This window comes from Mucilaginibacter hurinus (assembly GCF_003324525.1).
GTDB classification, from domain to species: domain Bacteria; phylum Bacteroidota; class Bacteroidia; order Sphingobacteriales; family Sphingobacteriaceae; genus Mucilaginibacter; species Mucilaginibacter hurinus.
The window spans coordinates 298,290-312,327 of the sequence record NZ_QGDC01000004.1; the positions used below are offsets into that span (position 1 = coordinate 298,290).

Annotated in this window: 7 protein-coding genes; all 7 read right to left on the reverse strand. The window is 44.9% G+C overall.

The annotated features are described in order from the left end of the window. Window positions 1-336: 336 nt before the first annotated feature. The 7 genes from DJ568_RS08915 to DJ568_RS08945 all read right to left on the reverse strand — a co-directional run bounded on the left by DJ568_RS08915 (window position 337) and on the right by DJ568_RS08945 (window position 13,840). Window positions 337-2,700 carry a GH92 family glycosyl hydrolase gene (locus tag DJ568_RS08915; RefSeq protein ID WP_233496660.1) on the reverse strand — a complete coding sequence of 788 codons (2,364 nt, stop codon included), beginning with the start codon at window positions 2,698-2,700 and terminating at the stop codon, window positions 337-339. A gap of 41 nt (window positions 2,701-2,741) precedes the next feature. Next, a complete protein-coding gene (locus DJ568_RS08920; protein WP_114004916.1) occupies window positions 2,742-4,892 on the reverse strand; it encodes a GH92 family glycosyl hydrolase in 2,151 nt (716 codons plus the stop codon). A gap of 84 nt (window positions 4,893-4,976) precedes the next feature. Continuing rightward, entirely contained in the window at window positions 4,977-6,395 is a 1,419-nt protein-coding gene (locus tag DJ568_RS08925) for a glycoside hydrolase family 125 protein (protein ID WP_114004917.1), read from the reverse strand. Between the two features lie 55 nt (window positions 6,396-6,450). Further along, window positions 6,451-7,602, reverse strand: coding sequence for a glycoside hydrolase family 76 protein (locus DJ568_RS08930; RefSeq protein ID WP_114004918.1), 1,152 nt, complete (start codon window positions 7,600-7,602; stop codon window positions 6,451-6,453). Window positions 7,603-7,664: 62 nt separating this feature from the next. Further along, entirely contained in the window at window positions 7,665-8,789 is a 1,125-nt protein-coding gene (locus tag DJ568_RS08935; protein ID WP_114004919.1) for a SusE domain-containing protein, read from the reverse strand. A gap of 36 nt (window positions 8,790-8,825) precedes the next feature. Beyond that, a complete protein-coding gene (locus tag DJ568_RS08940; RefSeq protein WP_114004920.1) occupies window positions 8,826-10,490 on the reverse strand; it encodes a RagB/SusD family nutrient uptake outer membrane protein in 1,665 nt (554 codons plus the stop codon). 11 nt (window positions 10,491-10,501) lie between these two features. Then, a complete protein-coding gene (locus tag DJ568_RS08945; protein WP_158534900.1) occupies window positions 10,502-13,840 on the reverse strand; it encodes a TonB-dependent receptor in 3,339 nt (1,112 codons plus the stop codon). Window positions 13,841-14,038: the final 198 nt, after the last annotated feature.

Below are 14,038 nucleotides of genomic sequence, written 5' to 3' on the forward strand. Positions count from 1 at the left end.
TATACTTATTATTCAATGTAATATAAAAAGCTAATTCGGGTTGAAAAGCAGCTTATATTCAAAAGATACCTGAAAAATAACAACGCTCAGATAGCATAAAACTGCCCGGTGGCGTACTTACCCAAACGGACAGTTTTCTAACTTAATAATTTGTTTTGGCGTGCGCTTCTTATCAGTAACCGGTAATTAAAAAGCCGTACGGTTATTACACCGCGCGCGAGGTTAAACTTGTTATTGACCTCTTTCGCGGGGCAAAAAGTGCACCGCTATTAGCGGGTATGCTAATACCAGTGCAACAATTACAGATATCGTCATCATCATATTTTAATGGTGTTTTTACTGAACCGACGGTGGCGGTGTTTTAACCCCCCAGTCAATTTTAGGTTTATTGCCCATTACCAGCCTGAGCTTGCCGCCCTCCATCAGCTCATCAAGGTACAGCCAGCAATTGTTAAGCGGTTTGCCGTTAAACTCCGCCGATTGTACATAGATGTTCTGGGCCGAATTGTCTTTGGTTTCTATCGTCAGCGCTTTGCCGTTGCCTAACTTTACTGTCGCCTTATCAAACAGCGGGCTGCCCAGCTGTATGATCGGCCTGGCATCGGTAAAGCCTTTTACATCAAACAAACCCAATGAGGCCATCACATACCATGAGCCCAGCTGACCCTGGTCTTCGTCCTGCCCGTACCCATAGCCGTGTATGCTTTCTGTGCCGTAAAACTCGTCGCATATGGCGCGGGTCCACTTTTGTGTCAGCCACGGCTTGCCCGAGAAGTTGAACAGCCAGCTGATGTGCAGGTTGGGCTGGTTGCCATGGTTATACAATGATTTGATGCCCGCAAACGCGTCGATGGTCTTGCCGCCGCCAAAGCCGCTTTTTTGCGCCGTGGCGAATATCCCGTCAAGCCGGGTGTTGAACTCATCTTTGCCGATCGCCTCTATCAGGGCTTTAGGGTTATGCGGTACGTAAAAGGTGTACTGGATGGCATTGCCTTCCTGGAAACCGCGCCACGCTTCGTAGGGGTCGAAACGGTCTATAAAGGTGCCATCGGCCTTTTTGGGATGGATCAGCTTTTTGGTGGGTTCAAACAGGTTCTTCCAGCCATCGGCATAGTTTATCAGCTGCGCATAGTCCTGCTGCTTGCCCATGGCTTTTGCCATCTGCGCCGCGGCAAAGGCGCTGAAGCTGTACTCCATGGTGTGCGAGGCTGAAAAGTGCGACCCTGTCGAGTCGGTTACATCGGCTTCCAGGTAGGGTGAATACCCATGGTCTACAAAGGCTTTGGTATCCATTTTACCTGACCCTACCTTGCGCCCTGCCCACTCCAGTTCGTTGGCCTTTACGGCTTTGTAGGCCAGCGCGGTGTCATAATCGCGGATGCCGGCATTATAGGCCGCGGCTATGGCCAGCCCTACAAAGTTGGTGCCTACCCCTGATACGAAGTTGCTGTTGGCTATGCCATCGCCAAACCAGCCCCGGTCTTTGTATATCTCCAGCTGGGTGTGTACAAAGTCATTGTACTGCCCGGGGTAGGCCAGCGTCCATAACTGGGTGATGTTCCAGAAACCGCCCCAGATGGCGTCGGTATTGTTAAAGTTATAGCTGAAGTTCCCTTTCCGGTCTTTGGGCAGTACGCCTACTGCGCCGCCGAACCGGGGGAACGAGCCGTTGACGTCGCTGGCGCTGCCGCGGCCAAGCAGCGCGTGGTACAAACCGGTATAGAATTTTACTTTGTCTTTATCGTTGGTGCCTTCTACATACAGCTTGCCCAGCTCTTTTTCCCAGGTTTCCCGGGCCTGCTGCCTGGCCTGGTCAAACGTGAGTGACGCGGCTTCTGCCTGGTAGTTTATCCTGGCATTGGCTACCGAGGTGTAGGATAGGCCTACCTTGAGCTCTATGGCTTCTTTATCCCCGGTTTTATATTCCAGGAACAGGCCCGCGCCTTTGCCGCCGGCCGAGGTGGTGTTGTGCCGGATGCCCTGCGCGTTGAAGCTGCCTACCGCACCGGGCTTTTTACTTACCTGCCCATAAATGTACATCGCTACTATGCCGCCTTCGTCGTACTTTTGTACGTATTTCGGGTAGGTGATCACAAAGCCTTCAAAGTGGGTGTCATCAATCATTTTTATACCGGCATCGCGTACTTCGCCGCTTTCGCCCTGTACGTTGCCGATGTCGAACAGTATCCTTGACTTGTCGTGCTGCGGGAAGGTGTAGCGGTGGAAGCCCACGTGCTTGGTGGCCGTCAGCTCGGCCGTTACGCCGTAATCATCCAGCAATACTTTGTAATACCCGGGTTCGGCTGTTTCGTTCTTCCGGTCAAACCGCGAACGGTAACCGCCGTCCGGGTCTTCCAGCTTGCCCGGTTTTACCTTCAGCTCGCCCGTGGCGGGCATTACGCTTACTCCCCCTACCTGCCACTCGTGAAAATGCACAAAGCCTTCTATCGAATTGTGCCGTGTATCGTAACCTACTGCTTCCCAGCCTTGCGCATTACCGTAGCTGCCGTTGGTGGACGGCGCCAGCTTGGCCATGCCGTAAGGGATGGCCGCAGGTGTGTAAAAAAACCAGCGGCTGTGCGCCGTGCCGATGTTCGGGTCGACATACGTCAGCACGCTCCTGCGCTGTGCCCCGCACGCCATCAGCAGTAACACCGCCGACGTGAATATCATATACTTTATAGGGTTGACTGTTTTCATCGAAATTTTAGTTATGGAGTGCGCGCCTAAAAAAACCTGGCTTACTTTACTGTAAATACATCTATATTTCCGCCTGTTTTAAAAAGGTCATGCGGTATAAAGTATCCGCTAACAGGTTTGCCATTTACCTTAATGGCAGCCAGTTTTCTTCCCTCGCCGGTATGCGTTATAGTCAGCAATTTTCCGGCACTGGTTTTCCATCTAACAGTTTTAAACAAGGGTACAGTTACAATGTACTCCGGATCGGTAGCTGAAAAGGTGTACAGACCTAACGAACTGAGTACATACCATGACGACATTTCACCGGCGTCGTCCATACCGCACAGGGCCAAGCCGTCATCACCTATGCCATAAAGGTTGTTTAAGATATAGTCAATTACCTTCTGAGACTTTTCGGGCTTGTTTATAAAGATATAAGAGAAAGGCGCCTCATGATCAGGTTGATTACCATGACTATATTGACCTATCATGGTTTCAACGTTGCGGGCAATATGATTAGGATTCCATGGCACTGTGAACAATGAATCGAGCTTCTTTTCAAACTTCACAGGGCCACCGTGCAACTCAATCAGGCCGGGCATATCATGCGGCGCAAAAAACGACATTTGCCAGGCGTTTGCCTCCCGGTACATATATTCATAATAAGGTTGTTGCGGATCGAAATTTTTTATCCAGTCGCCATTTTCAAGCCGGCCGCGCATGAAGCCGGTTGATGGATCAAACATGTTTTTATAGTTTTTTGACCGCGCCATCAGTGTGCGGTAATTAGCCGTATCTCCCAGCTTTTTCGCTATCTGCGCCAGCGAGTAATCATCATACGCGTATTCCAGCGTTTTAGATACACCCGCCTTTGCCTTAGTTTCTACCTCAGGGTTGGCATTATCCGGATCAGATATATAGCCTTTTTTTATATACTCTTCAATATGGGGCCGGGCACCTGGAATATTAGCGTTCCGCAATAAAAGCTTGTAAGTAGCTTTTATATCAAACCCATCTATCCCACGTAAATACGCCCCCGCTATAGATGAAGCTCCGTGGTCGCCGTGAAAGAAGGTCGGAATAAACCCGGTTTTTTCACCCACATCTTTCATGGATTTAATTACATCCAAAGTAACGTCAGGCGATATTAAACCAAGCAGCACATCTTTATTTCTATAAGTATCCCATAATGATGGTTCGGTATAATATCTGAAGTCAGCTTTTACTACATTCTTTTTAGCATCCGTAAACTCGCCGTTAACATCACTGCGCAATGCCGGCCACAATAGCGAGCGGTAAAGCGACGAGTAAAACATTTGCGTTTGTTTAGGCGTGCCGCCGCTGACATCTATTGACGACAAGAGCTTTTCCCATACATTGCTTGCTTTCGTACGTATCTGACTAAAACTTTGCGCACCTATTTCCTGCTCAAGATTTTGTTTAGCATTGGCGGCACTTACAAAAGACAGGCCTATTTTCAGCTCAACTGGCTTATTGCTGCTCCCGTCAGCCAGGTGAACTAAAACATTTCCAAAACGCAACCCATCGTCCTTTTTATCAACCTTTGTAATTTGGTTACTGATGGTAGCGTAAAAATATATTCGCTCTCCCACGTCTTGGTAACCTTGTATCGTATAAGCATTAAGTTGCTCAAATTTCCATCTGCGTACTTTATTGTTGGCCCTACCCAGGTCAAACAGTACTTTCCTGTTTTTTGCATCACTGAATGCATACTGATGGAAGCCGCATCTTAATGTCGACGTAAGTTTCACATTCACTTTATAATCATCAAGATAAACCTGGTAATATCCGGGCTCAGCACTTTCATTTTCATGAGAGAATTTCGATCCATATTTTTCCGCGCTTTCAGTAACGGGCAAAACGGGTATGTTGCACAAGTTCCAGTGCCCTTTATTGGTGTGGGTAAACCCTAAAATAACGTCATCTTCATATTCATATCCGGCTCCTGACCCATATTCAGTCATCGGGCTTAATTGCACCATGGCGTTCGGCAACGAACTGCCCGGAAACGTAAGCCCGGCCCATGAGCGCCAGCCTTCGGGTAATTTGTAGCCCAGTATCTTTGGATCATTTAATGGCGCTGTACCTATAAATGGGTTCACATACTTCACATATTTGTTTTGGCTTATGCCCGCAAAAGGCATAAAAGTGGCAAGCAGCATAGTAAATGCTGTTTTAAATGGCTTGTTCATAATAGACAGATGTATTTTAACGGCGGTTATGTTATATAACCACCGTTATTGAATTCGAAATGATGTCGCGCTTATATTACGCGCTTAACTTTGCAGTAGTTGCGGCTTTGATAAGTAAGTTTCCCAAAGCAGTTCACCAAACAAAGTGTTTGTCCATGCGAACCAGCTACGTGTGAATTTCTTAACGTCGTTTTTGTGAAACGATTCATGCATAAATCCTGTACCGGCATGCGTAGTTTTAAGCAACTGAATACATTGCTTTATTTCCTGATCGTCATTACTGGTGAGTGCCCGCATAATGATACTCATTGGCCATATCATATCTTTACCCACGTGCGGCCCGCCAATGCCTTCGCCCGCTGTGCCCTTAAAAAAGAACGGGTTATTTTCAGACAACAACATTTTACGGGTATTTACATACACAGGATCGGTATTCTTTACTGCACCTAAATAGGGAAGTGATAGTAAACTCGGCACGTTGGCGTCATCCATCAGGTTGTAACTACCAAAGCCGTTTACCTCAAACGCGTATATTTTTCCATACATCGGATGGTCAATTACCGCATGCTGTTTTAGCGCCTGGTCAACTTCACTGGCAAGCGCCGTTAAATCGGCAGCTAAGGTGTTGTCTTTGGATATCTGCGTAACCATTTCGGCTGCCTGGTTCAAACTGGTTACCGCAAAGAAATTAGACGGTATCAGAAAAGAGTATACGGTGGCATCATCACTCGGTCTGAAGGTTGAGCAAATCAAACCTACCGGTTTCACCGGGTAACCAAAGCCGTTCATCGGCACACCATCGGTAGCCCAGGCAGTTTTTCGCTGAAACGAATAAGGGCCGTCGCCGTCCTTGCGCTGCTGTTCTTTAAACGTCTTTAATATAGTTTGTACGGATGTTTTCCAGGTTTCATTAAAGGGCTTCACATCGCCTGTTAATTTCCAGTAGTTGTAAGCAAGCCTTATAGGATAACAAAGCGAATCTATCTCCCATTTACGCTCGTGCAAGCCGGGTTTCATATCTGTTATATCATCCTTCCACTCCCCAACCTTATCAGGACTGTCATAAAAGGCGTTAGCATACGGATCGCGCAAAATATTTTCGGCCTGCCGGTTAATTATACCAGCAATCAATTGCTGCAGCGCGGGGTCTTTTTTTATTAAAGAAAAATATGGCCATACCTGTGCACTGCTGTCGCGCAGCCACATAGCATCTATATCACCGGTAATCACATAAGTATCAGGCCTGCCATTTTTTTGTTTAAATGTAACGGTTGTATCCAGGGTATTAGGGAAACAATTTTCAAAAAGCCAGCCCAATTCCTTATCCTTCACCTTAGTTTTAAATTCCTTAATCGCCGCTTCTACCGCTTTACTGGTAAAGTTACGTTTTGATGCCGCCACTCGTACCACCGGAAATTCTGCCGGTAATGCCGCCGCGTATTTACTAACCAATACGCCTGCACCAAGCATAGCAGTACTCGCTAAAAATCGTCTTCTTTCCATCTTCTGTTAAAATGCTTACTGTGAAAATGCAATGCCCCGGTTAAGGGGCTATTGCTTAAAATAAGTTTGCCTTGTTCAACTGAGCAGCTGCTTCTATAAGCATCATACCACTTAATTGCACTGTTAAGTCCGTCGGACCTGTTTCTTTTTTACTCCAGTCGGGGCTTATCTTCATCGAAGGCCTTGCTATGCCATTGGTGTATAGCGTCTCGGCATTAAACTTCAAATATTTAACAATCTCATTCCGGTTAATTGCAGGGAGGCCCTCCTCTTGTGCCAGCAAAGTCAAATACCTTACTAAAACGCCTTTAAACAACCCTCCATCGCCGCCGCCTTCAGCCTTCATGATACCTCCAGGGCTTAATGCGGGGCTTTTCATGGTAGCTTCAGCATTACGCCACGCCGCGTCAAGATATTTGGCATCATTAGTAGAACGGTATAATTCAAGCGCAGCACCCATAAATATGCCTTGGTTGTAGGTATAAAGGTTTTTATCAATTTGCCCGTCTCCCTTTGAGTTTACGCCATCCCAGGCCAACCCAGTACCGGAGTCAAGTAACTTGCCGGCTAACCAGTTATATAAACTAATAGCAATATTAAGGTCTTCTTCGTTATTATTTACGCGACTAAGGCGTGCGGCAAAAATAATCGCCGGAGCATTTGCCGGGGTGTTCTTATAATCAAGCTGCGTTTTACGCCATGCAATGCCGCCTCCTTGATTGTCGTTTATGCCTGTTTTTATATCAGTCCATAAAAAATTGGCCGCGTCCAGATATGTTGCGTCGTCAGTAAGCTCGTACGCGCGCAAACTTGAGAGAGCCAGCCACTCCATATCATCGTAAAAGTTATTACTGAAGGTGTTGCCGTTACTTTCCTTGATACCGTTAAGTAAGGATTTCATGCGTTGAGCGTAAACCTCATCATCTGTGCGCATGTAAGCATCAGTCAATACATCCAACACATGTGCGTTTGGCCAATAATGAAAAGTTGTGTTGCCTGCATCATTTAGCACATAGTATTTGGCGTTACCTGAAAGAAACGATGTATTCAATTTATTTTGCAGCGAATCGGCGGTACCCGCCCAGGTATAATTAACAGGAGGCCGCTGGTTTTGGTTACCGTATAACGGGAACGCTTCGTCCTTACAGGATGATAACGCCAGCGGCAGCAGGCCTGCGGCAATAAGTAGTTTATTGATAATTTTCATAAACACTATTATTTAGCGCTGTATGCTGATGTTATTAGCATACAGCGCTTGTAAACATTTAATTATTTAATTGTAACCGAATGCGTGTAGGTACTCACGCCAAAGTCAAGCCTTATATCAACGTTTTTGTTATCCGCATCGCCGTTAAATTTAAAGCTGTTATCATACTGTGCAGGAGTTACCAACACAACATCAAAATATATTGGCGGGGTAGATGGGTCAGGGCGGCCATTGTCGCCATTACGGCTTCCGTAAAATTCAAACTCTTCTTCGCCGCCGGCTTTCTTAACGGTGAAACGGAATTTATACCGTTCGTCACGACCCCACGACTCTTGTTTGAATACAATTGGTTCGTTAGTGGCCTGCCAAACGCCTTTTCCAACATATGGTAATTCAAATTGTACTTCACCGTTTGGTGAAAACCAAAAGCCTACCGATACTATTTCAGTTATCTCAGCGGTTTGCGTTTGGAAGTTAAGCACTATACGGTAAACTTTTTCACTTTCAACAGTAGTTTCACCGTCCGGCTGTAATACTGTACCCGCTACTGAATAAGTAGCCGGCGTACCGCTGTTACCGTCAACAAAATGATAAGTACCTGGCTTTAGCTTAGTATATATCTCAAACTTACCATCGGGATTTTTACGGAAGCTTTGTGCCTGGTCCAGGTCGTCACCACCTTCGGTAGCAGTACCTGTTATGTACAACACAGCAGGAGCCCTGAGGCCTGACGGACGTTCCATTTCAACAACGCGCGATATTGTGGCTTGTTTAACGTTGATGCCCTTTGATGACATCACAGTCCATTTTAATTTGCCTTTGCCAAGTGGCTCAATACCTGCCAGTTCAGCAATAGTATTTAAGGTACCGTAGCTAATTGTAAGTTTATTTAGAAGACCGTTTTGATCAGACGGCAAAACGTATAAAGGTTTTGAAAAATCACCGTCTTCCTTGTCAAAAGCTACTTCATATTGTACAAAGCCGTTGTCCTCTGATTTGGCTTGCTGCCATTCAAAATTAACGCTGCCTTCGGCGTTTAAAATTTTAACCTGTTCATTATCCGCAGGGAAAAACAAGTTGGTAACCGGAGTTACATTAGAGTTTTTTAATGTTTTATCCTTTTTACAACCAGTAAAAATTGTGGTTATGAGGGCTGCAACCATTGTGCAGTAAATAATCTTTTTCATATCAGTTTTTGATAATTAATAGTGAATTAAGAAAAATTACCAGCCGGGATTTTGTCCTAAGTTAGGATTCAATGCCCTTTCGTCCTGAGGTATTGGCCACAAGTACGCCCTGCTGGCATCAAAGCTGCGCTGGTTGGCGCGGATGTAACCATTGTCAATTCCGGGGGGACCAAATTTCGCACCATGCGCCCAGCCGTTCAATACATCCTCGGCGATGCGCCAGCGGCGTATATCAAATATGCGTAAGCCCTCTAATGCTAATTCGGTACGGCGTTCGTTACGCACAACGTTAACCTGGTTTGCCGACGCATTATAATCAAGAGCAGCCGGGTTAGTAAAGCCGGCACGCTGACGGATAGGTTTTATTGTTTCATTCCAAACTGAAGCGTTCATCTCGTCCATCTCGGCCTTTGCTTCAGCGTACATCAGTAGCACATCAGCGTAGCGTATCAAAATCAGGTTCAATCCAGAAATGAAATTAATACCGGCTGCCGGATCGTAATACTTACGGAAGTAGTATCCTGTGGGTGAGCTTATACCGCCGGGTCTGTATTCGTCTGGTCCAGCTGAATTCGGATCAGTACCGGGCTTGGTATAAATTTTCTTTACACTGCCATCAGGCAATTTCCAATCGTACTGATCGTAAACCACTGTGTAAGTAAGACGCGGATCGCGGTTGGCATACGGATTGTTTTCGTCATACCCGGATCCGGACTCATTGATGCGTTTTCCGTTCAGCATCAGGTAGCTGTCTACAAGTTCTTGCGTAGGCGAAAGCGCATTTGTACGGGCGCCTACAGACAACGGAGCAATATCAAAGAATTCGCTATGCGCACGCAGTTGCGGCACATATTGTAGGTCAAGTATCACCTCGCTATTATACTCATTCTGCTGCAAGAACAATCCCTCATATGAAGGGAACAGACTATACGTACCGTTGTTGCCGCTCATAAGTTTTTCGCACTCGGTTACTACATCTGCCCATCGGCTTTCATATAACAATACCCTTGCCTTAAGTGCAATAGCTGCACCTTTTGATATACGGCCTTTATCAGGGATGCCATAGTCAGTGTTAACCGGAAGAGTAGCCGCGCACGCGTCAAGTTCATTCAAAATAAAGCTGACTACCTGGGCTTTTGGTGTGCGAGACGTTGTTTTTGTTTCTTCTACAGTTGGATCTTTGGTGAACAAAGGCACATCACCAAACCATGTAGTTAACATAAAATAATGCCATGCCCGTATAAAACGCGCTTCAGCCTTCATCCTCTCCTTTAAGGTGTTGTCCATACCTGGTACCCTGTCCACGTTTTCTAAAAATATGTGGCAGGTTTTTATCCCGGTATAATTTACTCGCCACTCGTCGCGCAGGCGGCCTAAGGCAGGATCATACGTGCCAGCTGCAATTGATGCTGCGCCCGCATTATCTCCCCTGCCATTGTAAGCATTGTCTGACAACGCCTCGTTATAAAAGAAAAAATTATTTGGTGGGTTAGGCGGATTATCATTTGGGTTTGATGCCGGGGTGGCATTAAACATAGTTGAATACGCCTGATTTAAAACACTGCTCGCCTTATCAACAGAAGTCCAGAAATTTGCGTCTGTAAATACATCAGTTGGTGTGAGATCAAGCTTTTTACATGCTGATAACATAGTTACCAGTATGATGAAATAAGCTACTTTTGCTATTTTTGAAAATTTCATAGTGGTAAATATTAAAGTGAAATATCTAGTCCAAAACCGTAATAAACCGGCACAGGATAGTTACGGCCGCTATTGGCACCGCCAGCACCCAAGTTATTATCAAACTCAGAAACTTCAGGATCAATAAATTTAATACCCGACAAGGTGAACAGGTTTTGACCTGAGAAGTATGCACGCACTTTTTGCATACCTATTTTTTGAGCAACCTTAGCAGGTAACGTATAACCTAACTGTATATTTTTAACGCGCAAATATGCACCGTTATATAAATACATGTCAGATCCGCGCCTAAAGTTATTGGTGTTTGATTGACTTCCGTTAGCAGCTAAACGTGGGTAGCGCGCATCAGGGTTCATCGGCGTCCAGTAATCTAACTGATGCTGGTACATCACTTGTCCATAGTTAAAGTGGAAAGGCTCCACAAGTTCACCACGTACAAACATGCTGCGTTTACCTACGCCTTGCACAAACAAAGCAAAATCAAACTGTTTGTAAGATACATTGTAGTTAAAGCCGAAGTTAAAGCGCGGGAAAGGATTGCCCAGTACAAACTTATCGTTTTCATCTATCACACCGTCTTTATTTACATCAACATAACGTATATCGCCGGGTACTACGTTTAGCCCGGTAGGTTTTGGCCCGTTGTTGATATCATCAAGATTTTGGAAATATCCATCGGTTTTGTAACCTACGTATGATGCCAGCGGCATACCTACTTTTAGCAGTATCTGCATTTCATCATAGCTGGTCAATCTTTGGTCGCCTTCAAACTTCAACACCTTGTTTTTTGAATCGCCCACGTTGAAGTTGAAAGTATGACGGAAGTTTTTTGTATTAATGCGGTAGTTTGCATTAAACTCCCATCCCTGATTTCTAACCTCACCGGCATTGTAAAGCGGCAGGCTTGCACCAAAGGTTCCGGGCACCGCCGGTTCAACCAAAATATCGCGCGTTGTTTTATTGAAATAATCAAATGAAAGTGTAAGCATGTTTTTCAGGAATCCTGCATCAACGCCCAGGTTAAGCGTTGCGGCACGTTCCCAGCGTAAATCCGGATTTGCAAAATCAATATCTACACCTCCAACAAGCTGGTTGTTAAATCCGTAAACATTTGGAAAACGCCTGAAACGATTTTGAAACTGATAATTACCTACGTTTTGATTACCCAGTACACCATATGAACCACGTATCTTCAGATCGCCAAATTTATCGCGGTAACCTTCCATAAAATCTTCCTGGCTTATACGATAGCCTGCAGATATGGATGGGAAAAATGCACTCCGGTTTTGTTTATTAAACTTAGAGGAGGCATCTATCCTAAAGTTAAATTCACCATAATACTTGTTTTCGAAATCATAAGTTACACGACCGAAAGCCGAATTAAGGCTGGTTTCGTTGGTGTTTTGCAGGGTTCCCCTTGATGATGGAACAATTTCCGTTTCACCAATAGGTGTACCAAGTTCAGGATCGGTAAGCCGGTATCGTAACTCATTGCCTTTGCCGGTAAACGACTCGTTAGCCACACCAACTAAAACACCAATACTATGTTTTTTTGCAAAGGTTTTGTTGTACTCAGCAAGTAACTGTGTATTTAAAAATAAGCTTTTGTAATTTATATCATTGGTATTACGATCAGCTCCGTAATTACCCATGGGCAAAAACTTCACCTCCTTAACTCGTTCCAGCGTATGGTTGCTTACTAAAGTTCCACCAAAAACACCTCTTAACTTCAGGTCATTAGTAATCTTTAGTTCTGCGCTGATGTTTGCATTAATACCATCGTCATCTGCCTGACGGTAACCGCCCTGCTCAAGTATACCTAACGGGTTAAACTGAGCCAGCACATCATTTGTAAGATAATTACCATTTTCATCCTTTATATCATAGTATGTGGGCGTACGGCCGGCATCTACAATAAGCGTAGAAGTATTAAATGAGTGCTCTTTACGTTCTGTACGGTTGTACGCCAATATACTGGTTAGCTTCAGTCTGCCAATTTCGTTAGTCAGGTTTACACGAAAGTTATACCTGCGCGCGCCAAAACCTGGCCCCACAAGGTTATTTCGCTGATCAAGCAGCCCGGCAGATACCAGGTAAGTTGATTTTTCGCTGCCGCCGGTAATACTTACATTATGATTTTGCTGCATGGCGTTTTGTAAAATGGCATCTAAAAACCACTCCCGGTCACCTCTGGTTTGAAAATCACGCACTTGCTGCGGACTAAAAATCGGCGACAGGGCAGCATTAACATTAGCCTCATTACGTAAAATGGCATTTTCAAAAGCATGTACAGGCCTGTAGGTTATCCGCGGGACCTGTGAACCAATCAAACCATTATAATTTACCGTAGCCTTAGAGTTCTTCTGTCCCTTTTTTGTGGTGATAAGCAACACGCCATTTGATGAACGCGAACCATAAATAGCTGCAGCGCCGGCATCCTTTAGTACGGTTGATGTTTCAATGTCTGATGGATTGATATTATTTACGGCATTAAAATCTTCATATACTATACCATCAATTACTAACAGCGGGGTATTGTTACCAAGCGTACCTATACCACGTATATTAACGTTTGGCGCTTGTCCCGGTTCAAGGCTGCGCTGCTGGATAATAAGGCTGGGTAAGGTTCCCTGTAAGGCCTGTAAGGCGTTTACTGCAGGTTTGCCTTCAAAAGCTACCGTGCCTACCTGGTCAATAGCGCCTACTACGCTTGAGCGTTTTTGTGTACCGTACCCTACCACAACTACTTCGTTAAGGGTAATACGATCCTCAATAAGTTGTACATTAATAGCAGTTTGCCCATTTACAGGAACTTCTTTGGTTACAAAACCTATAAAAGAGAATACAAGTACGGCATCGTCAGGCGCGTCAATGCTAAATGCGCCATTGGCGTCAGTTGTGGTTGCAATAGTAGTGCCTTTAACTGATATGGTTACCCCAGGCAGCGACAGGTTAGCTGCATCAGTTACCTTACCCTGTACTTTTACTTGTTTTTGTTGTTCCTGGCTTCCAGGAATTGTTGTTGCGAAGGTTGGTTCGCTTATTACTATTACATCACCAATTACTTTGTAAGTAAGGTTGTATGGTGCCAAAACCTCGCTCAATACCTGTTTAACACTTTTATTGTTAGCGTTGTAGGTAATGCTTAGCGACTGCTTTAATACCATATCGGTATAAGCAAACCGCACGTGCTTATCAGCGGCAATTTTATCAAGCGCGTCAACAAGCCTGGTTTTTTTAAACTTAACCGTTACTGGCGCTTCTAAAAACTGCTGTCCATAGGTGTTGCCAGCGATGGCCGTAAGGCACATCAGGCATACAACAAAGCACGCAAGCGAGGTAATTTTCATTAATAATAAGGCATAATGAACCACTCTATCATAAAACAGAGATTTATTCATAATTTTGAAAAAATTAAAATGTTAGAAACTAAAGTGTTTTGTTTTGAATTCCAGCTCGACACAAACACACTTAATGATTAACCCAGCATTTTTGATTTCCCTGTACAAAATCCGTTTTGGACAGGGTTTTTTGTTTAAGTAAAGGTC

What these genes read in the sequence shown, in the direction of transcription:
- DJ568_RS08945 (WP_158534900.1), bottom strand. Translation starts at nt 13,840, where the DNA reads ATGAAAATTACCTCGCTTGCGTGCTTTGTTGTATGCCTGATGTGCCTT.
- DJ568_RS08940 (WP_114004920.1), bottom strand. Translation starts at nt 10,490, where the DNA reads ATGAAATTTTCAAAAATAGCAAAAGTAGCTTATTTCATCATACTGGTA.
- DJ568_RS08935 (WP_114004919.1), bottom strand. Translation starts at nt 8,789, where the DNA reads ATGAAAAAGATTATTTACTGCACAATGGTTGCAGCCCTCATAACCACA.
- DJ568_RS08925 (WP_114004917.1), bottom strand. Translation starts at nt 6,395, where the DNA reads ATGGAAAGAAGACGATTTTTAGCGAGTACTGCTATGCTTGGTGCAGGC.
- DJ568_RS08915 (WP_233496660.1), bottom strand. Translation starts at nt 2,700, where the DNA reads ATGAAAACAGTCAACCCTATAAAGTATATGATATTCACGTCGGCGGTG.
- DJ568_RS08920 (WP_114004916.1), bottom strand. Translation starts at nt 4,892, where the DNA reads ATGAACAAGCCATTTAAAACAGCATTTACTATGCTGCTTGCCACTTTT.
- DJ568_RS08930 (WP_114004918.1), bottom strand. Translation starts at nt 7,602, where the DNA reads ATGAAAATTATCAATAAACTACTTATTGCCGCAGGCCTGCTGCCGCTG.